At 72.6% G+C, this 21,708-nt stretch carries 18 protein-coding genes and 1 riboswitch; of the genes, 13 read left to right on the plus strand and 5 right to left on the minus strand.

All coding sequences use genetic code 11. From position 1 onward, the window contains the following. Positions 1-18: 18 nt before the first annotated feature. Positions 19-474: a MarR family winged helix-turn-helix transcriptional regulator gene (locus tag JL106_RS18515; protein ID WP_205262233.1), complete on the plus strand. Its 456-nt coding sequence runs from the start codon at positions 19-21 to the stop codon at positions 472-474. A 121-nt stretch (positions 475-595) separates the two neighbouring features. On the opposite strand, the gene JL106_RS18520 is transcribed toward JL106_RS18515, so the two are convergent. Further along, entirely contained in the window at positions 596-1,114 is a 519-nt protein-coding gene (locus JL106_RS18520; RefSeq protein WP_205262234.1) for a hypothetical protein, read from the minus strand. 304 nt (positions 1,115-1,418) lie between these two features. On the opposite strand from JL106_RS18520, the gene JL106_RS18525 reads away from it, so the two are divergent. Beyond that, on the plus strand, positions 1,419-2,021 hold the full coding sequence (locus JL106_RS18525; RefSeq protein ID WP_268928282.1) for a TetR/AcrR family transcriptional regulator: 603 nt from the start codon (positions 1,419-1,421) through the stop codon (positions 2,019-2,021). Positions 2,022-2,377: 356 nt separating this feature from the next. Here the strand turns inward: JL106_RS18525 and JL106_RS18530 are convergent, their stop codons facing one another. Together JL106_RS18530 and JL106_RS18535 are read right to left on the minus strand one after the other, a co-directional pair. Next, positions 2,378-3,199: a spermidine synthase gene (locus tag JL106_RS18530; RefSeq protein WP_205262236.1), complete on the minus strand. Its 822-nt coding sequence runs from the start codon at positions 3,197-3,199 to the stop codon at positions 2,378-2,380. A 57-nt stretch (positions 3,200-3,256) separates the two neighbouring features. Continuing rightward, complete coding sequence (locus JL106_RS18535; RefSeq protein ID WP_205262237.1) at positions 3,257-3,952, minus strand: dienelactone hydrolase family protein; 696 nt, start codon at positions 3,950-3,952, stop codon at positions 3,257-3,259. A gap of 32 nt (positions 3,953-3,984) precedes the next feature. Next, a riboswitch (cobalamin riboswitch) is annotated at positions 3,985-4,152 on the plus strand. 174 nt (positions 4,153-4,326) lie between these two features. Here JL106_RS18535 and JL106_RS18540 point away from each other — a divergent pair. The 3 genes from JL106_RS18540 to JL106_RS18550 are packed head-to-tail and all read left to right on the plus strand — an operon-like array spanning position 4,327 to position 9,236. Then, positions 4,327-5,958, plus strand: a complete 1,632-nt coding sequence (locus JL106_RS18540) for an ABC transporter substrate-binding protein (protein ID WP_205262238.1) — start codon at positions 4,327-4,329, stop codon at positions 5,956-5,958. A gap of 27 nt (positions 5,959-5,985) precedes the next feature. After that, a complete protein-coding gene (locus JL106_RS18545; protein WP_205262239.1) occupies positions 5,986-6,963 on the plus strand; it encodes an ABC transporter permease in 978 nt (325 codons plus the stop codon). After that, positions 6,960-9,236: an ABC transporter ATP-binding protein/permease gene (locus JL106_RS18550; protein ID WP_205262240.1), complete on the plus strand. Its 2,277-nt coding sequence runs from the start codon at positions 6,960-6,962 to the stop codon at positions 9,234-9,236. Before JL106_RS18545 ends, JL106_RS18550 begins: the two co-directional genes overlap by 4 nt. A gap of 12 nt (positions 9,237-9,248) precedes the next feature. Here the strand turns inward: JL106_RS18550 and JL106_RS18555 are convergent, their stop codons facing one another. Further along, a complete protein-coding gene (locus tag JL106_RS18555) occupies positions 9,249-9,929 on the minus strand; it encodes a GntR family transcriptional regulator (RefSeq protein ID WP_205262241.1) in 681 nt (226 codons plus the stop codon). Positions 9,930-10,081: 152 nt separating this feature from the next. Here JL106_RS18555 and JL106_RS18560 point away from each other — a divergent pair, with 152 nt between their 5' ends. From JL106_RS18560 to JL106_RS18595, 8 genes are all read left to right on the plus strand, one after another. Continuing rightward, positions 10,082-11,104 (plus strand): ABC transporter permease, encoded by a 1,023-nt coding sequence (locus tag JL106_RS18560; protein WP_205262243.1) that lies wholly within the window; start codon positions 10,082-10,084, stop codon positions 11,102-11,104. Beyond that, entirely contained in the window at positions 11,101-12,018 is a 918-nt protein-coding gene (locus JL106_RS18565; protein WP_205262244.1) for an ABC transporter permease, read from the plus strand. Before JL106_RS18560 ends, JL106_RS18565 begins: the two co-directional genes overlap by 4 nt. 47 nt (positions 12,019-12,065) lie before the next feature. After that, positions 12,066-13,247 (plus strand): BMP family lipoprotein, encoded by a 1,182-nt coding sequence (locus JL106_RS18570; RefSeq protein ID WP_205262245.1) that lies wholly within the window; start codon positions 12,066-12,068, stop codon positions 13,245-13,247. Positions 13,248-13,250: 3 nt separating this feature from the next. Beyond that, entirely contained in the window at positions 13,251-14,813 is a 1,563-nt protein-coding gene (locus tag JL106_RS18575; RefSeq protein ID WP_205262246.1) for an ABC transporter ATP-binding protein, read from the plus strand. A gap of 52 nt (positions 14,814-14,865) precedes the next feature. Further along, a complete protein-coding gene (locus JL106_RS18580) occupies positions 14,866-16,035 on the plus strand; it encodes an MFS transporter (protein ID WP_205262247.1) in 1,170 nt (389 codons plus the stop codon). Between the two features lie 6 nt (positions 16,036-16,041). After that, positions 16,042-17,367 carry an NtaA/DmoA family FMN-dependent monooxygenase gene (locus tag JL106_RS18585; protein WP_205262248.1) on the plus strand — a complete coding sequence of 442 codons (1,326 nt, stop codon included), beginning with the start codon at positions 16,042-16,044 and terminating at the stop codon, positions 17,365-17,367. 154 nt (positions 17,368-17,521) lie between these two features. Further along, entirely contained in the window at positions 17,522-18,433 is a 912-nt protein-coding gene (locus JL106_RS18590) for an ABC transporter ATP-binding protein (protein ID WP_205262249.1), read from the plus strand. Then, positions 18,430-20,064 (plus strand): ABC transporter permease, encoded by a 1,635-nt coding sequence (locus JL106_RS18595; RefSeq protein ID WP_205262250.1) that lies wholly within the window; start codon positions 18,430-18,432, stop codon positions 20,062-20,064. Before JL106_RS18590 ends, JL106_RS18595 begins: the two co-directional genes overlap by 4 nt. Here JL106_RS18595 and JL106_RS18600 read toward each other — a convergent pair whose 3' ends face one another. Further along, positions 20,065-21,588, minus strand: coding sequence for an HNH endonuclease signature motif containing protein (locus JL106_RS18600; protein WP_205262251.1), 1,524 nt, complete (start codon positions 21,586-21,588; stop codon positions 20,065-20,067). Positions 21,589-21,708: the final 120 nt, after the last annotated feature.

Here is a 21,708-nt window from a genome sequence, read left to right on the forward strand (position 1 = left end):
GTATGTCAGGATGCTGACGTGGAGCAAGAGCGGGTCGAGGTCGAGTCGTCGATCGGGTTGGCGATCAAGCAGGCCTCGGTCGCGTTGCGCGGGGCGATGGAGGCGGCGCTGCGGCCGCTGGCACTCACCGTGTCCCAGTACGCCTGCCTGGAGCAGCTGGGCCAGCGCCCGGGCATCTCCGCGTCCGAGCTGGCCCGCAGCGTGTTCGTCACCCGTCAGTCCATGCAGACCCTGCTGCAGGGACTGCTCGACCGCGGCCTGCTGACCCGTCCGGACAGCCCGCCCGCCGGCCGGGCGCTGCCCGCCGAGCTCACCGAGGCCGGCGCAGCGCTGCTCGATCAGGCCAGCCGGGTGGTGGCCCAGGTGGAACGACGGATGCTGGCCGGACTGCCGTCCGGTCACCTGGACCGGTTGCGCGCCGACTTGGCCGCCTGTGTCGCGGCGCTCGTTGATCCGGGCGTCCCGGACGCCTGAATCGTCAATCGCCGGGCGGTGTTTCGGCCGGAATGTCTCGCCGCATCGTCCCGCCAGCCAGCAGCCGGCGTGGGTCCGCCACGCGCGGCGTCCGGCGCCGTTGTCGAAGGGGTCTTGTGGTTCAGTGTCCCAGTCGAACAGTTGCCTGTCGGACGCGCGGTCGAATGGCGATCACATAGGCCACGCGGTTCGCGGCGAACAAGAGCAGCAGAATCCCGCTGGTCGACAGGTACCTCGCTCCGTCGTTCTTCAGGACAATGCTGAGCGCGACACGCGCGACCACGAGAATGGTCAGCATCGCGACGCCGCCCCATCCTGTCCTCTCGTCGAGCTGGCCAACCTGCGTGTCGATCTTTCGCGATGGGGGCGGCGAGACGGCGGCCCGGAACTGGGTGATCGCGGCCATCGCGATCCCGGTGAGGAAGGCGACGACGAACAGTATGCCGCTTGCGATGAGGTCGAGCGGGGCCGTCGGGAACGGGCGCAGGCTCATGAGAAGGATCCCGACCACGGCGAGGATCACAGGCAGGAGCCAGGGGCGGTGAAGGTCGAGGCGTGACCAGAACAATTGCTGGCCGAGCAGGAAGACGACGAGCGCAGCGACGAGAACAAGCAGGATGATCGACAGCGGACCGGGCATGTGGCATGCGTCCTTTCGAGTGGGCGTCCGGTGCTCAGAACCGGTGTCGGTGCGTGGGCGTCGTTGCGAGCGCGGTCGGGGTGATGCTTGTTGAGTGCCAGGGGTGATCTCGAGTGCGGCCGTCTTCGGGCTGCTCATGAGGGTCCGGACGATGTCAGCGTTCGCGATGCCGAGGCTGGTGATCGTCCCGGGTGGCCCAGCTCCGTGGGCGTTCAGTACAACTGCACAAGAGTTGCAATAAGAAGGCTACCGTCCGGAGCCCGTTCATGCAACTCGGTTGCAGTAGTATGCGCTGATGATGAGGATGGAGGTTCAGCGTTCAGGCTCCACCCGGCCTGGCGGACGGACAGCACGTACCCGTCAGGCAGTGCATGCAGCGGCGCGCGAGCTCATGTCAGAGCTCGGACCGGAGCGGCTCACCATTCCCGCGGTGGCCGAGCGGGCCGGTGTCCATGCAACGACGGTGTACCGCCGATGGCAGACGGCGGAGGCGCTGCTGCTCGATGTGCTCGCGGAGGAGATCTCCACACAGGCCCCCTTGGCAGTGACGGGCGATCTGCACGCCGACATCCTTCGATACGCCCGCTCGGTCGCGGTCGCGTTCGGGCGTCCCGGCGGGCTCGCTGTTGTCCACGCGCTGCTCGCCACAGCCCGCACCCATCCCCGCGGCGTGGACGCCGCCCGCTTCTTCGCCGAGCCTCGCGCCGAGCAGATCGCGGCGATTCTCGATGCAAGCCAAGCCGTCGAGATCACCGTGAACGACATCTTCGATCTTGTTGTCGCTCCGATCGTCGTCTGGGCTTCCCTTGGAGCGATTCCGACCACCACTGCGGTCGCCGAGCACGATGCGCTTCGGCGATTGGCCGACAACGTCGTCGCCATCCGGAACGCGCGGGCACGCCGCTGACCAGCTGAGGACAGGTCGCACTCCTTGGTGGCGCTACCGGCAGTCTGCGACGGCATGACGAGGTGGCACAGCATTCTGGTTGCGGAAGACAACGAGCACCTCGCGCCGTGCCGCTTCCGCACCGTGCCGCTTCCGCGACGAGCCGCTGCCGTCGCCGAGCAGTCGTGCTCGAGACCATCGTGACGTCGAGAACCGGATCAGAGCACTGACCCCAGGCGGCCCCCGTTCGGCCGCGATGATGTCCGACCATCGAGGAGACCCCGGCGGGTTGGCTCGACCCGGCCCGCTCCCGGGGAGTCAGGACCGTGCGACGAAGCCCGGCCCGCCGAAGCCCGCGTGCCCTCAGGCCTGGCAGATCAGCAGCTGGGTCCGTTCTCGGCCGGCGGGTCCTGCCGCGCCGTCCCGCCGGCCAGCACCCCGGCCAGCTGGTCGTCGATCCAGAGGTGGGCCGGCGTCGGGTCGCGCAGCAGTTCCGCCCGCAGGGCGGCGATCTCCGGCGCCCCGAGCGGCCGGTCGGTGCCGATGAGCAGCAGGTTGCCGGGGTGCCGGCCGCGCAGCGTGCCGTCGTGGCCGACCACCGCCACCTGCTCGAACACCGCCGCGGCGGTGGCCAGTTCGTCGCGGATGTCGCTGAGCACGCCGGTGCAGTTGGCCACCGAGACGCCCCGGGGCCGCAGCACCCGGCCGACCTGCTCGGTGTACTCGACGGTGGTGAGCGACGCCGGCACCGTGGCCCCGGCGAACGCGTCCCGCACCACCGCGTCCCGGCTGGCGTCGGGCAGGCCGTCCAGCACGGTGCGCGCATCGCCGACCCGGATCCGCAGGGTCGGCGCGCTGGGCAGCGGGAACCACTGTCGCACCAGTTGGGCCAGCACGCCGTCGATCTCGACGGCCAGGTGCCGGGAGCGCGGTCGCACGGCGGCCAGCGTCCGGGCCAGCGAACAGCCGCCGCCGCCGAGATGCAGCACGTCCCACCGTGCGTCGGGTGCCGGGGCGCCCAGGCGCAGCAGGATCGTCTCGATCCAGCGCAGGTACTCGAACTCCAGCCAGGTCGGGTCGTCCAGGTCGTGCGACGAGCTCTGCACGCCGTTGACCAGCAGGGTGAGCGCGTTCGGGCGGTCCAGGTCCTGCAGCAGTTCGGCCGAGCCGGTGTCGATGGGATGCGGCCCCAGCGTCACTTGCCGGGCATCACCGACCGCGGCCAGGCGCCGTCCGGACCGCCCGCGTCCCACCGGTCAGGCCACGTGCTCGCGCAGGAACGCCACCGCCGCTGCCCACGCCGTGGTGGCCGCCGCCGCGTCGTAGGACGGCCGCTCGTCGTTGACGAAGGCGTGCTGCGCCTCGTAGAAGCGGATGTCGGCCTCGACGCCGGACTGCTCCCGGATGGCCGCCGCGGTGGCCTGCACGGCCTCCGGGGTGATCCGGTCGATCGTGGCGTAGTGACCCTGGATGGCGGCGGTCACGCCGGACCAGTCGGTCGTCGGCTCCGGGATGCCGTAGAACGGCACCGCCGCGCCGATCCGGTCACCCTCGCCCGCAGCCAGTCGCAGCGCGAACGCGCCGCCCATGCAGAACCCGACGACCCCGACCACCGACGAGGTGACCGCCTCGTGCTGCAGCAGGAAGTCGACCGCACCCGAGAGCTGCTGGACCGCGGTGTCGACCGGCAGCTCCTGCATCATCTGCATGGCCGTGGCGCCGTCGTGCGTGGTGCGACCGCCGTAGAGGTCGGGGGCCAGGGCGACGAACCCGTCCGCGGCGAACCGCTTGGTCAGCTCCGCGATGTGGGTGGTCAGCCCCCACCACTCCTGGATGACGATCAACCCGGGGCCGGAGCCTCCGGCCGGGAGTTCCAGGTAGCCGTACGCGGTACCGGCGCCACGGGGGAAACTGACGTTCTGCTCGGCCGGCTCGATCGTGTCCTGATCCACCCGGGCAGTGTGACATGCGCCCGGAACGGGCCAGGTACAGTTCCCGGGCCAGTCGAGGGAATCCGGTGTGAGGCCGGAACTGACGCGCAGCGGTATGGGGTACGGACGGGACAGCACCACTGGGTCGGGCGACCGATCTGGGAAGGGTTCCGCACCGGTCGATCCCGAGTCCGAACACCTGCTGGCACCGGCGCCGAGGGCGTCCGGGCAGCACTGCGAGGTCTCGCGGCACGGGCCGGTCGCAGGGGAGTCGGTCACGTCGGTGACTGGTGCGTCGGCATCGCCGGGCAGCGCTCCCGGGCTGGTCCGGGCACCCGCTGCACCGGTCGAAGCGGCCACCCGGCCGCGGGACGCGACCGCCCGACGGAGACCACATGCACCAGAGCACTGCACCCGATCCATTCACCCCGGTCAGCCCGTCCCGCCGCCGGTTCCTCGCCGGTCTCGCCGGCACCGCCGGCCTGGCCCTGCTCGCCGCCTGCGGCACCGGGGATGACACCACCGCCCCGGCCGGCTCGGCCGGTCAGTCCGGGTCCACCGGCCCTGCCACCGACCAGGCCCAGCCCCGCTCCGGCGGCCGGCTGCGCGCCGTCGTCGGCGGCGCGTCCGCGGCGTCGGACAGCCTCGACCCGCACGTCATCGGCACCTCCGCGGGTGGCGCGCTGTCCAAGAACGTCTGGGACAAGCTGGTCGCCTACGACAACGACCTGACGTTGCGCTACCGGCTGGCGCAGTCGCTCGAGCCGAACGCGGACGGCACCCAGTGGCGGATCACCCTGCGGGACGGGGTGGTGTTCAGTGACGGCACCCCGCTCACCTCGCAGGACGTGCTGTACAGCTTCCGGCGGATGCTGGCCGAGGACAAGCCGTCCGCCGGTGACCTGGCCGTGGTCGACCTGGACCGGACGGTGGCCGACGGCGACCTGGCCGTCGTGGTGGCCATGCGGGAGCCGTTGGCGGACTTCGGGTCCGTACTGGCCGGCTGGTACTGCTACATCGTCCAGGACGGCTCCGACGTCTTCGACGCGCAGACGCTGCCGCCGGGCACCGGCCCGTTCGTGGTGACCAGCTGGTCGCCGGGGGACCGGGCGCTGCTGACCCGCAACGACCGCTACTGGGACAGCGCGCCGCTGCTGGACGAGGTGGAGATCATCCAGGTCGCCGACACCGAGGCCCGGATGAATGCGTTCTCCTCCGGCGAGGCGGACCTGGTGCACGACATCTCGTTCCTGCAGGCGCAGACGGCCGCCGCCCAGGAGGACATCACCCTGCTGGTCCCACCGGCCGGGATCATGGGCGCGTTCCAGATGCGCACCGACATGGCGCCGTTCGACGACGTGCGGGTTCGGCAGGCGCTGCGGCTGGTGGTGGACCGGCAGGCGATGGTCGACACCGTGTACTACGGCTACGCCGAGATCGGCAACGACCTCTACGGCAAGGGCGCCCCGAACTACGCGGCCGGGCTGCCGCAACGCACCCGCGATCCGGAGCAGGCCCGGGCGCTGCTGCGCGAGGCAGGTCTCGAGGACCTCACCGTCACGCTGACCACCGCCAACGCCGAACCCGGCATGATCGAGATGGCCACCCTGTTCGCCCAGCAGGCCGAGGCAGCCGGGATCACCGTCCAGTTGGAGACGGTGCCGGCCGACACCTACTTCTCGCAGGTCGCGGGCAAGGCGGCGTTCACCCACACCGGCTGGTGGAACTACAGCCTGGAGTACTACTTCGGGCAGACGCTCACCTCGGACGCGCCCAGCAACGGCACCGCCTGGCGGCGGCCGGAGTGGGACGCCACCTTCGCCCGGGCCCGGGCCACCCTCGATCCGCAGGAGCGGGAGCGGCTCTACTTCGAGCTGCAGGAGGAGCTGTGGCACGAGGGCGGCATCCTGCTGCACAGCTTCGCCAAGAAGCCCACCGCGGTCCGGTCCTTCGTCCGCGGGGTGCCCGAGGGTGTGCCCGGCACCGACGACTGGGGCAACTACCGGACCGCTTGGCTCGACCGGTGAGCCGATCGTCCATCCCGCAGTGATCCGGTGATCAGGTACCTGCTGCGTCGGCTCGGCGGCGCTGCGCTGGTCGTCGTCCTCGTTGCGGTGGTCGCCTTCGTCCTGTTCGAGCTGCTGCCCGGCGACGCCGCCGAGGACCTGCTGTCCCGCTCCGGAGCCGGGGTGCCGTCCCCGGAGCAGCTGGCGGCACTGCGGGCCGAGCTCGGGTTGGACCGCCCCGCCGTGGAGCGGTTCGGGGACTGGGCGAGCGGCCTGCTGCAGGGCGATCTGGGCACCTCGCTGCTGTCCCGGCGGCCGGTCTCGGAGATCCTGCTGCCCCGGGTGGGCAACACGGTGGCGCTGGCCGTGGTGACCGTCGCGCTGCTCATGCCGGTCAGTCTCGGCCTGGGGCTGTGGGCCGGCTCCCGGCCGGGCAGCCGGGTGGACCGCGCGGTGAGCACCGTGGTGCTGGCCGTGCAGGCGGTGCCGCCGTTCGTGGCCGGGGTGCTGCTCATCGCGGTGGTCGCGCTGGGTTGGGGTCTGTTGCCTGCGGTCTCGCTGGTGCCCACCGGGACGAGCGTCTTCGCCCGGCCGCAGGTGCTGGTGCTGCCCGTGCTGTGTCTGATGGCCGGCCTGGCGCCGCACCCGGTCCGGGTCATCCGGGCCCGGATGGCCCAGGTGATGACGACCGAGTACGTGACGACGGCCCGGCTGAACGGGGTGAGCCATCGTCGGGTGGTGCTGCGGCACGCGGCCCCGAACGCCGTGGCCGCCGCGCTGCAGCCGATGGCCGGGGCGGTGGTGGGGTTGGTCGGCGGCATCGCCGTGATCGAGACAGTGTTCGCCTACCCAGGTCTGGCCCAGGAGCTGCTGCGGGCGATCGCCGACCGGGACCACCCGGTGGTGCAGGCCGCCGTGGTGCTGATGGCCTCGTTCGGGGTGTTGGTGTACCTGGCGGCCGACCTGCTGGCGCTCTGGCTCACCCCGGGCGCCCGAGATCTCGTGGTCGACGGAGTGTCGCGATGACGCGTTCCTGGCGGGGCGTCGACCGGGCGGCGCTGGTCGTCGCGACGCTGCTCGGGGTGCTGGTGGTGGCCGGTCCGTTCCTGGCCCCGGACGCGCCCACCGCGTCCGTCGGGCGGCCGTTCGCCGCGCCGTCGTGGGCACACCCGTTGGGGCTGGACTCGGTCGGCCGGGACGTGCTGTCCCGGGTGCTGGCCGGCGGGTGGCGGCTGGTCCTGCTGACCGGGGCGGCGCTGGTGGTGGCCGGCGCGATCGGCGTGACCGCCGGCCTGGTGGCCGGGTTGCACCGGCGACTGGACGGCTGGGTGATGCGCCCGGTCGACGTGCTGGTCGTGCTGCCCTGGTTCCTGGTGATGGCCACGGTGGCCACCGTGCTGGGCCGGGGCGCGCCGGCGGTGCTGGTCGCGGCGCTGCTGGCCGCGGTGCCGTGGATCACCAAGGTGGTCCGCACCAGTGCCCAGGACGCGGCCGGCGCCGGATACGTCGAGGCGGCGCAGGCGCGCGGCGAACCGTTCCACCGGGTCGCGTTCGTCGAGGTGCTGCCGAACCTGCGGGCGGTGGTGCTGGCCGACCTGGGCATGCGGATCACCGCCACGGTGGCCATCGTGACCTCGGGCAGCTTCCTGGGTCTGGGTCTGCCGCCGCCGACTCCCGACTGGGCGCTGATGGTGTCGGAGAACCGGCAGGGCCTGGCCGTGCAGCCGTGGGCGGTGCTGGCGCCGGCGCTGCTGATCATGCTGCTGGTGGTGTGCGTCAACCTGCTGGCCGACCGGGTCGAGCTGGCCCGGACCCCGCGGGTGCCGCGCACGGAGCGACCGACGGCGGCGCCGGACGTGGCGGTGGCGACCGGAGCCTTGTCGGTCCGCCGGCTCGGGGTCGCCGCGGTCGATGGCCGGGTGCTGCTCGACGGCGTCGGCCTGGACCTGGCCGCGGGGGAGTGCGTGGCGGTGATCGGTCCGTCCGGGGCCGGCAAGACCACCCTGGCGCGGGCGCTGCTGGGCCAGGTGCCGCCGGGGTTCGGGCGCACCGGGACCGTGGCGGTCACGCGGCCGGCCGGCGCGGTCGGGACCCGCTTGCTCGGGTACGTGCCGCAGGACCCGGCGACCGGCCTGAACCCGGCGCTGCGGATCGGCACCCAACTGCTCGAGGTGCTGCGCGCGCACGGGGTGCGGGACCGGGTCGGCGCCGCCCAGGCCGTCGTCCGGGCGCTCACCGCGGTCGGGCTGCCCGGTGACCGCATGTTCCTGCGCCGCTACCCGCACGAGCTCTCCGGCGGGCAGCAGCAGCGGGTGCTGATCGCGTCGGCGGTGCTGCTCGACCCGGCGGTGGTGGTGCTCGACGAGCCGACCACCGGGCTGGACGACCGGACCACGGCCGAGCTGCGGGCGGTCCTGCGCCGACTGCGGCACGCCGGCACCGCGCTGGTGGTGGTGACCCACGACCTGCCGGCGATGACCGATCTGGTCGATCGCGTGCTCGAGGTGCGGGACGGTCGGGCTCGCCTCGTCCAGGTGCCGGATGCTCCCGCTCGACCCTCCCGCCGGCGCCCGGTGGTCCGCGCCGGGCGCGCGCCGCTGCTCCGGGTCACCGCGCTCACCGCCGGGTACGGCACCGACCCGCTGCTGCGCGACGTCTCGTTCGAGCTCGCCGCGGGCGAATGCCTCGCGCTGATGGGCCGCTCCGGGACCGGCAAGTCCACCCTGGCGCGGTGTCTCGTCGGGCTGCACCCGCTGCGCACCGGGCAGGTGGTGCTGGACGGGCGCCCGCTGGCACCGCGGGCCACCCGGCGTTCGGTGGCGGACCGTCGGGCCGTCCAGTTCGTCGTCCAGAACCCTCGCCGCTCACTGAATCCCAGTCGGACGGTGGCGCACGAGCTGGCCCGCCCGCTCCGGCTGCTGCGCGGGTCGGACCGGGCGGCCGTCGGACGCGAGTCGGCCGAGCTGCTCGCCGCGGTCGGGTTGCACGCCGAGCTGCTGACCCGCCGCCCCGCCGAGCTGTCCGGTGGACAGCTGCAACGGGTGGCCATCGCCCGGGCGCTGGCCGCGCACCCGCAGGTGCTGGTGTGCGACGAGATCACCTCCTCCCTCGACCCGGACGTGCAGGCCACCGTGCTGGAGCTGCTCGACCGGCTGCGTCGGCAACGGGACCTGGCCGTGCTGTTCATCAGTCACGACAGCGGGGCGGTGGCCCGGGTGGCCGACCGGGTGCTGCGGCTCAGTGACGGTCAGCTGGAGCCGGAGCCGGAGCCGATCGGCGGGCCGGCGTCGAGTCGCTGACCGCCGGCCGGGTCACCCGCCGACCTGCGCCCGCACGTTGTCCAGCGCGGTGGTGACGTGCTGCCACAGCACGGCCCGGGCCTGCGGCACGTCCCGCTCGGTGCAGGCGGTCAGCAGCTGGTCGTGCTCGGTGAGTGCCTCCTTGCGCCGGGCCGGGCTGCGTTCGATGTCGGTGCGGATGTGCAACGCCGACTGGTTCAGCAGCCGGCGCAGGATGTCCAGCGCCAGCGGGCGCTGCGAGGCGCGGGCCAGCGCCCAGTGGAAGTCGCGGTTGCCCAGTGCCCAGCGGGACGGGTCGCGTTCCCGGCGCAGGGCCTGGTGCACGGTGCCTGCCTCGGTCAGGTGTTCCGGCGTCATCCGCGCGATGGCGTGTTCCAGGTTGTCGGACTCGTTGGCGCGCAGCAGCTCCAGGATCTCCACCTGCTCGGCCGCGGTGGTGGTGCGGACCACCGCGCCGCGGTGTGAGTCGATGCGCAGCAGTCCCTCCTCGGCCAGGGTGCGGAACGCCTCGCGCACCGGCGTGGTCGAGACGCCCAGTTCCTCGGCCAGATCCACCTGGCGCAGCCGAGCGCCGGTCGGCAGCTCACCGGACATGATCCGGCCGCGCAACGCCTCGACGATGCGGGACTGGGTGGTGATGGCCCCGAACGATCCGGCGCCCAGCGATCCGGTCGACCCTGCTGCCCCTGTCATGGGCTCTCCCCTCCGTTGCGGGCCTTGATCATCGAGCCTGTCGTTTCGGCTTTGCAACAGCGTGTTTCGGGTTGGTTTCGCCGGCTGGATGGGCCCGATCGTCGTGGCAGGATCCCGGCCTGAACATTATGCACAATGTCAGGAGGCCTCGATTGGAGAACGCGCTGAGGGCGCGGGCGCTGCCCGTCGTCGGCTCCGTCGCGATGAGCGCGGTCCTGGTGGTGCTGTTGCTGCTGGCCAGCGGGGTCAACCCGTTCGCCGCCATCTCGGCCCTGGCCCAGGGAGCCGTCGGCAACGCGTACTCGATCGGGCAGACCCTCACCATCGCCACGGTGCTGGCCTTCACCGGCCTGGCCGCCTGTGTCCCGTTCACCGCCAAGCTCTGGAACGTCGGCGGTGAGGGCCAGCTGTACATGGGTGCGGTGGCCAGCGTGCTGACCGGCCTGTCGCTGCCCGACTCGCTGCCGTCAGGGGTGGTCGTGGCGCTGGCCGTGGTGGCCGGGGCGCTCGGCGGCGCGGTCTGGGCCATGATCCCGGGACTGCTCACCGCCTTCGTCGGGGCCAGCGAGATGATCGTGTCGCTGTTGCTCAACTTCGTCGCCATCACCGCCGCGTCGTTCGTCGTCACCACCGTGGTGCCCGACTCGAGCGGTCAGGGAACTCAGCGACTGCCGCGTGACACCCGGCTCGAGACCATCTGGCCCGAGGGCGGTGTCAACATCTCGCTGGTCCTCGTCGTCCTGGTCGTCACCGCGGTCGCAGTGCTGTGGCGGTGGTCCCGCTTCGGCTTCGCCGTCCGGGCCGTCGGATTGGGCCGGGACTCGGCCCGGCTGGCCGGGTTCAGCACCCGGTCGGTCACGGTCAGCACGTTCGCGGTGGGCGGTGCGGCCGCGGGTCTCGGCGGCGCGGCCCTGGTGCTCGGCGCCACCGGGCAACTCACCCTGGGGCTGAGCGCCGACTACGGCTTCATCGGGGTGGCCGTCGCCCTGGTCGCCGGGCTGCGGCCGCTGTTCATCCTGCCCAGCGCGGTGCTCTTCGCCGCGCTGTCGGTGGGCAGCAACAACCTGCAGGTGGCCGTCGGCCTGCCCAAGGACCTGGGCTCGGTGCTCGTCGCGGTCCTGGTGCTCGCGCTGCTCGCCACCCACGTCATCCGGCTGCGCGGGAGGGCCTCGTGAACACCGTCGTGCTGGCCACGTTGCTGGTCATCGCCATCCAGCTGATGGCGCCGGTGCTCTGGGCGTCACTGGGCGAGATCGTCGCCGAGCGCAGCGGCGTGCTGAACATCGGCACCGAGGGTTGCCTGCTGCTGGGGGCCTGGGCCAGTGCGCTGGTGCTGTCGCACGGGCAGAGCCTGTTCGTCGCGCTGGTCGCCGGCATCGGCGTGGGCGTCCTGACCGGTGGCCTGCTGGCCGTGCTCTACGTCTGGCGCCGGGTCGACCAGATCATCGGCGGCATCATGGTCAACCTGCTTGCGTTGGGCCTGACCACCGCCCTGTGGACGCTGCTGCGTGGAGACGAGACCTCCGGCAACGCGCCGTCACTGCCCATCCCGCTGCTGTCGGACATCCCGGTGGTGGGGGAGGCGCTGTTCGACCAGAACATCTTCGTCTACGCCTCGATCGTGGCCGCGGTGGCGCTGTTCTTCGTCCTGCAGCGGACCCGGTGGGGCTTGCGGCTGCGGGCGGCCGGTGAGGCGCCGGCCGCGCTGGACGCCGCCGGGGTGAGCGTGCGCCGGCTGCGGGTCAGTGGCCTGGTGGTCGGCTCGGCGTTGGCCGCGCTGGGCGGCACCACCCTGGTGCTCACCTCGGGTGCCGGATCCTTCGTGTTCGACATGAGCGCCGGCCGCGGCTTCATCGCCCTGGGCGTGGTGCTGCTGGCCCGGTGGAACCCCCTGCTGGCCCTGCTCATCACCGCCGTCTTCGGACTGCTGCAGGCGCTGCAGTTCCAGGCCCAGTCCATCGGTTGGCTCTCCGGTGTCCCCACCGACGTCTGGATCGCCGCCCCGTACGTCGTGGCGATCATCGCGGTCGCCGTCGCCCACGGCACCCGCTACCCCAGGGCCGTCGGCGTCGCCTGGACCGGCCACTGAACCCCCCGCAGTTCCTCCCACCTCCATCCACGTCAGTGAGGATCACCATGTCTCGCACCAGTCTTCGTCCCACCCACCGGCGAGCCCTGCGGGGGACCGCCGCGGCCGCAGCCCTGTCTGCCACCCTGCTGCTGGCCGCCTGCGGTGGCAGCAGCGACGCCGGGTCCACCGGCTCGTCGTCCGACTCGGCTGCCTCCTCCGGCTCGTCGAGCTCCGGGGAGCCGTTCAAGGTGGTGGTGCTGTCCGACGGCGCCGCCAACGACCAGTCCTGGTCGAACTCGGTGGCCGACGGCCTGAACGAGATCGACCCGTCGCTGGACGTCGAATCGGACTTCGTCGGCCCGCTCACCACCGCCGACGAGTACCAGCAGCAGGGCTCCTCGTACGCCTCCAACGGCTTCGACATGATCCTGATCACCAACGGCGGGCAGACCTCGGCCGCGGTGCAGATCGCCGAGCAGTTCCCGGATGTCACCGTCTGCCAGGGCCCGATTAGCCCCACCGAGGACGACCTGGCGTCCTTCCCGTCCAACTTCTGCGCCTGGAACCTCAAGCAGCAGGACGGCACCTTCCTGGCCGGTGTGGTCGCCGGCCTGGTCACCCAGACCGACGTCATCGGCTCGGTCGCCGGCGGCGAGTTCCCGGCCGTGGTCCGCCAGCCGGAGGGCTTCATCCTCGGGGCGCGCTGCGTGAACCCGGACGTGACGATCGACATCCAGTACACCGGCAGCTTCTCCGACGTGGGCGCGGCCCAGGCCGCGGCGCAGACCGAGATCGCCGGTGGCGCCGACGTACTGCTGTCCGCCGTCGACTCCGCGGTCCGCGGCCTGTACGCCGCCGCCGAGGGTGCGCCGCGTCCGACCTTCGTCATCCCGTCGTACTTCGACAGCTACGAGCAGGCCCCCGAGACGGTGCTGACCAGCGTGCTCTACAACCTCAACGGCATCACCGCCGACCTGATCGCCAAGGGCGCGCAGGGCGAGCTGGGCGACGCCGACGGCGGTGACGAGCAGTACTTCAACTACGACTACGCCAACCTCAACGTCGGCGAGCTGGCCGACTTCCACGGCAACGCGGCCATCACCCCGGAGATCGAGGCGAAGCTGGCCGAGATCGAGGGCAAGCTGCGCGACGGCACCATCACCGTCCCGGGCGAGGACGGTGCCGACATGCCGCTGTCCGAGAACGGCGCCGGCTCCACCATCGATCCGGCCTCGATCGGCTGCTGACGCATGGTCATCCGTCCGCCCCTGGCGCTGGAACTGATCGGGATCACCAAGCGCTACGGCTCGTTCACGGCGAACGACAGCATCGACGTCCGCGTCGAGGCCGGTGAGGTGCACGTCCTGCTCGGCGAGAACGGCGCCGGCAAGTCGACCCTGCTGAACACCGTGTACGGGCACCAGCGTCCCGACTCCGGCAGCATTCTGGTGAACGGACGGGAGGTCGCGTTCGCCTCGCCCGCCGATGCGCTGGCGGCCGGCATCGGCATGGTGCATCAGCACTTCTCGCTGGTGGACAGCTTCACGGTGGCGCAGAACGTGGTGCTCGGCGACGAACCCGCCCGCGGCGGCCTGCTCCAGTCGGCCGCCGCGGAGCGGGCCGTGCAGGCGACCGCCGACCGGGTGGGCTGGGACTTCGACGTCCGTCGCCCGGTCGGCGAGCTGGCGGTGTCCGGACAGCAGCGGGTGGAGATCCTCAAGCTGCTGCACCGGGGCGCCCGGATCCTGCTGCTCGACGAGCCGACCGCGCTGCTGTCGCCCACCGAGATCGACGGGCTGCTCGAGACCCTGGACGGGCTGCGCGCCTCCGGCTGCTCGATCGTGCTGGTCACGCACAAGCTCCGCGAGGTCACCGCCATCGCCGACCACGTCACCGTGATCCGGCACGGGCAGGTCCGGCAGGTGCTGGGTCGCGGCGAGTTCGACGAGGGCGTGCTGGCCGCGGCCATGACCGGCCGGGACCGGGTCGAGCCGGCCGCGGTGGGGGCGCCCGCCGGTGGTGCCGTGACGGCGCCCCGTGCCGTCGCCCCGGCCGGCGACGTGCTGCTCGAGCTGTCCGGCGTCTCCGCCCGCAGTGACGCCGGGACCCCGGCGTTGCAGGACCTCTCGCTGCACGTCCGGGCCGGTGAGATCGTCGGTCTGGCCGGGGTGGAGGGCAACGGCCAGCACGAACTGGTCGAGGCGATCGCCGGGTTGCGGCCGGTGCAGTCCGGCCGCATCGCGCTCGGCGGCACGGACGTGACCGGATGGTCGCCGCGCCGGGTCCGGGCCACCGGCCTCGGCGTGGTCCCGGCCGATCGGCGCGGCTGGGGCGTGGTGCCGGAGATGACGCTGGTGGAGAACCTGGCGCTGAACGAGGTGGCCGCCGGCCGCGACCGGCGCGGCGGGGTGCTGCAGTGGCGGGCCATGCGCAGGCGGGCCCAGCAGCTGGTCTCCGACTACGACATCCGGCCCGGCAACCTGGACGCGACCGCCGGGTCGCTGTCCGGGGGCAACATGCAGAAACTCGTGCTGGCCCGGGAACTCTCGGCCGGGCCGCGGGTGGTCGTGGCGTCCAGCCCCACCTGGGGCCTGGACGTCGGCGCGGTGGAAGCGGTGCACGACCGCATCCGGGCCGTCCGGGATGCCGGGACCGCGGTGCTGCTCAGCTCGCTGGACCTGGACGAGGTGCTGGCCCTGGCCGACCGGGTGCTGGTCATCTACCGGGGCCGGATCACCCTGGACGTGCCCCGGGCCGAGCTGCGCGACGACGGATTCGCCCTGGCCATGATCGGCGGAAGCGTTGCCGCGTAGCAGTGCTCAGCTCGCTGGACCCAGCAGGAGCAGCGGTGCGCCGGTCGCGGTGATGGCCGTCGCCGCGGCCGTGGTCGCCGCCAACGTGCACTACGCCCAGCCGATGCTGCCGGTGATGGCCGCGCAGTTCGGGGTCGGCGTCGGTTCCATGGGTCTGCTGCCGGCGGTCACCCAGATCGGCTTCATACTCGGGCTGATGCTGCTCGTCCCGCTCGGGGACGTGCTGGAACGGCGACGACTGGTCGTGCTGACCGTGGCGGCGGTGGCGCTGGCCCTGGCCGCGACGGCCTTCGCGCCGAACCTGCCGGTGCTGATGGTCAGCGGGTTCGCCGTCGGCATCCTGACCATCGCCCCGCAGCTGCTGGTGCCGTTCGCCGCGGTGCTGGCGCCGGCCGGCGCGGCGGGACGGGCGTCCAGCCTGGTGCTCAGCGGGGTGCTGCTGGGTGTGCTGCTGAGCAAGGTGGTGGCCGGGGTGGTCACCGCGGCCGTCGGCTGGCGGGTGCTGTACGCCGGGGCCGCGGTGCTCATGGTGGTGTGTGCGGTGGTGCTCCGGCTCCGGCTGCCGGTGAGCCGGACCGCCGGTGCCCGGCTCGGCTACGGCGCGCTGCTCGGTTCGCTGGCCCGGATGCTGCGGGTCGGCGCGCTGCGGATCCGGATGCTGTCCGGCGCGCTGGCCGGAGCCGCCTTCATGGTCTTCTGGACCACCTACGCCGCCCACCTGGACGCCGAGTTCGGCCTCGGGCCGCTGGCCGCGGCCGGCGTGGCCGTGGCCGGCATCGCCGGGGCGCTGGCCAGCCCCTTCGGTGGGCGGGCGGCCGATGCCGGCCACCTGCGCCGGGCGCTGCTCATCGGAGCGGTGCTCATGCTGGCCGCGCCGCTGCTGTTCTGGTGGGGCCACGCCAGCGTGTTCGTCATCGTCGTCGGCGCGGTCCTGCTGGACGCCGGCACCGGTCTGTCGCACGCCGCCAACCAGGCCGCCGCGCTGGCCCTGGATCCCTCGTCGCGGGGTCGGCTGAACAGCTTGTACGTCACCGGCTACTTCGCCGGCGCGGCCCTCGGGTCGGTCGCCGCCGGGGTGGCCCACGGCGCCGGCGGCTGGACCGCCGTGTGTCTGCTGGGCATCGCCATCGCGGTCGCCGCCCTGCTGGTCGCGGCACTGCCGCCGCGGCTCCGCCCGTCCTCTCCCGAGAAGAACCAGCACCGCAGCACCAACAGGAAGTGAGTGAACATGTCCGAGTCCGAGACGATCCACCTGGCCGTCGACCTGTCCTTCTACCACACGGATTTCGTCTGGCAGCGGGCCGGCTGGCGGGGTTATCCGCGGTACCTGGACCCGGCCTACTACGAGGACATCGCGCGGCTGGCCCAGCGCGGGGTGCTGGACCTGCTGTTCTTCGGTGAGGCGGCGGAGACCCCGGAGAACTACGGCGGCGACCACCGGGCCGCGGTCGAGTGGGGCGTGCGCTGGCCCAAGCACGACATGCTGCCGATGATCCCGCTGATGTCCCGGGTGGCGCCGAACGTCGGCTTCGGCGTGACCATGTCGACCACGTACCACCATCCGTTCCACGTGGCCCGGCTGTTCTCGTCGATGGACTGGGTCACCGGCGGCCGGATGGCCTGGAACTCGGTGACCTCCGGGTACAAGAACGAGGCGGCCAACTGGGGCTTCGACCCGATCCAGCCCAAGGACCTGCGGTACCGGCGGGCGGCCGAGCACATGGCGGTGGTGGACAAGCTGTGGTCGTCGGTGGAGCCGGACGTCGCCGTGCTGGACACCGAGACCGGACGCTTCGCCGACCCGGACAAGGTGCACCTCATCCACCACCACGGCGAGTTCTTCGACGTGCGCGGCCCGCTGCCGGTGCTGCCGTCGCCACAGGGCCGGCCGATGGTGGTGCAGGCCGGGATGTCCGCCGCTGGCATGGATCTCGCCGGTCGGTTCGCCGATCTGCAGTTCGTCATCCGGCGCGACCTGGAGGGCATGCAGCAGCACCGCGCGATCCTGGACCAAGCGCTGGCCCGGCACGGCCGGTCGCCGCGCGAACTGGCCTGCCTGTTCTCGGTGCGGCCGCGGATCGAGGAGACCAAGGGCGACGCGGACGAGCGGGACCGGCGCTGGATGGAATCGGTGCCGCCGAACGCGGGGCTCATCGAGCTGTCCAACGTGCTGGGCGTGGACTTCTCGACGCTGGACGGCCGGATGCCGCTGGGTGAGGTGACCGAGGCGGTGCGCGCGCAGCAGGGGCACTTCGGCTTCTTCGAGGACGCGGTGCGGGCCGAGGGCCCGGACATGACGGTGGAGGAGTTCGGCCGCAAGTACATCCTCAACCAGGCCATGACCATCACCGGGTCGGTCACCGAGATCGTCGACGAGCTGGAGCGGATCCACTACGAGACGGGCGCCAACGGCGGCTTCATCCTGGAGGGCTGCGGCGAGGCGCCGGGCGAGATGCGCGACTTCGTCGAGCACATCGTGCCCGAGCTGCAGCGCCGCGGGCTGTCCAAGAAGGAGTACGCGGGCACCACGCTGCGGGAGAACATGAACGCTTGACGGATGGACTGTTCGGTCGGGGCCGCGGAGCGGGTCACCGGGAGCGACGTCGCGCTTGCGTGGCCGGCGGCGAGGAGCATGCTGTCCATCCGTCCGGTCGGCGTCCGGGCGCCGTCCGGAGCCGAGCGCCGATCCACCCAGGTCAGGAGGCGCCGTGACGACCGCATCCGCGACATCCGCGATCGAGACCCGCGACGTGGTCAAGACGTTCGGCGACGTGGTCGCGCTGGACGGCCTGGACCTGACCGTCCGCACCGGTGAGGTGCACGGGTTCCTCGGGCCGAACGGCGCCGGGAAGTCGACCGCCATCCGGGTGCTGCTCGGGTTGATGCGCGCCGATGCCGGCACCGCCCGGGTGCTCGGTGGCGACCCGTGGCGGGACGCGGTCGCGCTGCACCGGCGGCTGGCGTACGTGCCCGGCGACGTGTCGCTGTGGCCGAACCTGACCGGTGGCGAGGTGATCGACCTGCTCGGCCGGTTGCGTGGCGGGGTGGACCCGGCCCGGCGCGCCGAACTGCTGCAGCGGTTCGAGTTGGACCCGCGCCGGCGAAGCCGCACGTATTCCAAGGGCAAACGGCAGAAGGTGGCCATCGTCGCCGCGCTGGCCTCGGACGTCGAGCTCCTGGTGCTCGACGAGCCGACCAGCGGCCTGGACCCGCTGATGGAGGCCGCGTTCCAGGACTGCATCCGGCAGGAGCGGGCCCGCGGCCGGACGGTGCTGCTGTCCTCGCACGTGCTCTCCGAAGTGGAGTCGCTGTGCGACCGGGTCAGCATCATCCGCGCCGGTCGGGTGGTGGAGTCCGGCACGTTGACCGAGCTGCGGCACCTGACCCGGACCGCGGTGGTCGGCGAGCTGGACCGGGTGCCGGAGGCGGTGCGGTCGGCCGTCGGTGTCCACGACCTCGTGGTCGACCGCACCAGGATCCGGATGCAGGTCGACACCGCGGCCCTCACCGAGGTGCTGGGCCTGCTGGCCGGTGCCGGGATCCGCAGCCTCACCGTGCAACCGCCGACCCTGGAGGAACTGTTCCTGCGGCACTACGGCACCAGGGCGGCGGCGCGGTGACCGCCGTCGCGGACCGGACGGCGCTCCGGTCGGCCACCCCGGCGGGCTCGTTGACCGGCTGGTGGGAGCTGGTCCGGCTGGACCTGCGCCGGGAGCGACGGTCGCTGGCGCTGTGGGTGATCGGCCTGGCGGGCACGGTGGCCGGCACCATCTCGGCGTTCGCGTCGCTGTACCCGGACGAGCAGGAGCGGGTCTCCCTGGCCCGCGGTGTGGCGTCGACGCCGGCGGTGCTGGTGCTGACCGGCCCGGTGTCGGACACCTCGGTGGGTGGCTTGACGGCGTGGCGGCTCGGCGTGCTCGGAGCCACGTTGGTCGGTCTCATGGCGGTCTTCACCGTGGTGCGCCGGACCCGCGCGGACGAGGAGGCGGGGCGGACCGAACTGCTGGCGTCGACCGTGGTGGGCCGCGCGGCCCCGATGGTCGCCGCACTGGCGGTGACGGCGGCAGCGTCGCTGGGCACCGGGGTGCTGGTCGCGATCGCCGGCATCGGCCTGGGGGAGACCGCCGCGGGGTCACTGTGTTTCGGCGCGATGCTGGCGGGCTCGGGGCTGGTCTTCGCCGCGGTGGCGGCGGTCGCCGCGCAACTGGTCGACAGTGCGCGGACGGCGGTGGCGATCTCCGGCGGCGTGCTCGGGTCGGCGTTCATCCTGCGGGCCATCGGCGACGTGGCGTCCGGGGCGGAGTGGTTGACCTGGCTGAGCCCGATCGGCTGGGTGGAGCACGTCGGGGCGTACGGGGCCGACAACGGGATCGTGCTGCTGCTGTTCGTGGCCGCGGCGGTGGCCCTGACGATGCTGGCGCTGGCCCTGCTGGCGCGGCGGGACCTGGGCAGCGGGTGGTGGCCGGTCCGGTCGGGACCGTCCGGCTCGCCGCGTCTGCGCTCGCCGTTCGCGCTGGCGGTGCGGCTGCAGCGCGGTCCGCTGCTGGGGTGGATGGCCGGGTTCGTGGTGTTCGGCACGGTCACCGGGTTCCTGGCCGACGACGTCGGCGATCTGCTGGAGGGCAATTCCCAGATGGCCCGGGCGCTGGAGCAGCTGGGCGGCACGGGCATGCTCAGCGACGCGTTCCTGTCGGCCATGGCCGGCTTCCTGGGCATCCTGGCAGGGCTGCTGTCGGTGTCGCTGGCGATGCGGATGCGCACCGAGGAGACGACCGGGCGGCTGGAACCGGTGCTGGCCACCGCGGTGGGGCGGTCCCGGTGGATGGGCGGGCACCTGGTGATCGTGCTGGTCGGACCGGTGCTGTGCCTGGTGCTGGCCGGTGTGGTGACCGGGCTCGTCCACGGGGTGGTGAGCGGGAACCTGGCCGGCGGCTTCGGGGACGGCCTCACCGCCGCGCTGGTCCAGGCCCCGGCCGCGGCGCTGCTCGGTGGGCTGGCCGCGGCCCTGTTCGGCTGGCTGCCGCGGGCCACCGGAGTCGCATGGGCGGCCGTCGCCCTGGCGCTGCTGCTGGGCCAGCTGGGCCCGGTGCTGCAACTGCCGACCGCGGTCATCGACCTCTCGCCGTATGCGCACGTGCCCGCGGTGCCTATCGACCCGGCGACCTGGGCGCCGGTGCTGTGGTTGACCGCGATCGCCGTCGCGCTGTTCGTGGCGGGACTGGCCGGGTTCCGGCGCCGGGACGTGAGCTGATCAGAACGGGCAGTCATCGAGCGCCCCGGTCATCGGGTGGGGGTGGCCGAGGGTCGGGTCGGTGAGTTCGCCGGGCAGGGTGAATTCGCGGGCGGGTGAGGGGTAGGTGGCGCCGGTGGGGCTGGTCCAGGTGACGAGACCGACGGAACCGCTGGTGCCGTCGGCACTCTCGGGGTGTGGGGTCCAGTCGGTGAAGGTCTTGAGTCGGTGGTGGCGGCGGCAGAGCGGGATCAGGTTCTGCTCGCTGGTGGGGCCGCCGGCGGTGGGGTCGGTGTGGTTGAACTCGGTGGCGTGGTCGAGGTCGCAGCGGCGGGAGGGTTGGCGGCAGCCGGGGAACCGGCAGGTGTCCTGCGCGATGAGGACCCGGTCGCGGAGGCGTTGCCCGGGCCGGTACTTGATCGGCACGTGGTCGCCGACGCTGGTGGCGGTGCCGGTGGCCGGGTCGATCGCGACGGTGGTCAGGGAGGCGGCGGAGGCGGCGAGGGCGCGGGCGACTTCGGCGGTGATGGCGCCGTGCCCGGCCAGTTCCCCGGGCAGCGCGTCGAGGCCGGCCAGCGCGGACAGGGGCAGGGTGATGATCAGGTGCGGGCGGCGGCCGTGCCGCTTGGGATCGCTCGCAGGGCCTGGTTCGGCGTCGAGCAGTCCGCGGAGGTCGACGTGGCCGGTGGTGAGCAGCGCGTCGCAGAGGTCGGTGAGCGCGTCGGCGCGGCGGGCGCCGACGGTGCGCGCGTCCTTGACCAGCGGGCCGCCCACCTGGGCGGTGGTGGCCGGGGTGTCGGGGCCGGTGGCCAGGACGTCGAGGAGGGTCATGATGGTGGCGGCGGCTTCGGCGGGCAGGTGGGCCCGGAGGTAGGCCATGCCGTCGGCGGCGGGGGTGACGGTGACTTCCCGTCCGATCCGGGCGGTCTTGCGGCGCCGTTCGGCCAGCTCGGGGTCGATGGCCAGGGCGGCGCGGTCGACGATCGGGCGGAGCCGGCCGGGGGTGCGATCGGTCGCCGTGGGCAGCACCTGCTGTTCGACCATCGAGCGATGTTCCGGGCTCAGGCCATTGGTGGTGTCGGCGATGACGGCGGCGCGGGCGCGGTCGATCTGGCCGAGTTCCAGGGCGGCGAGGGTCTCGGGGAGTTCGGTGACCAGTTCCACGGCGCGGTCGACGCGGCGGCGGGCGGTCAGCGGTGACAGGTGCAGGGCAGCGCCGACTTCGGCGGCGGCCAGGTCGGCGGCCTTGTCGGCCACCATGGCGGCGAGCAGGTCGACGTCGATGCCGTGGGGTCCGGTGACGGCGGTGGGGAACGGACTGTCGGTGAGGTCGGCGACCATGTCACTGAGGTCGCCGGCGCGGCCGGGTCGGGCGAACTCGGCCAGCAGCCGCATCTGCAGGCCGGTGAGCCAGGAAAGGATGCGTTCGCTGGCCCGGATCGCGGCGACCAGGTCTCCGGATGCCAGCGCCCGCGGCGGGGCCGCGGTGAGCTCCTCGAGCAACGCGACGGACGGTCGCGACTCGAGGTCCAGGATTAGAGGCATGTTCGAATCGTATGCATCTGCGGGCGGTGATCACAGTCGCCGATCGAGTGGCAGATGATCGGACGGAGCGACACCTTCCAGCACTGTGCACAGCCATCGGTGCAGTGCTTGACAGGGCCG

The organism is Nakamurella leprariae (assembly GCF_016918035.1).
In the GTDB taxonomy this organism is placed as follows: Bacteria; Actinomycetota; Actinomycetes; order Mycobacteriales; family Nakamurellaceae; genus Nakamurella; species Nakamurella leprariae.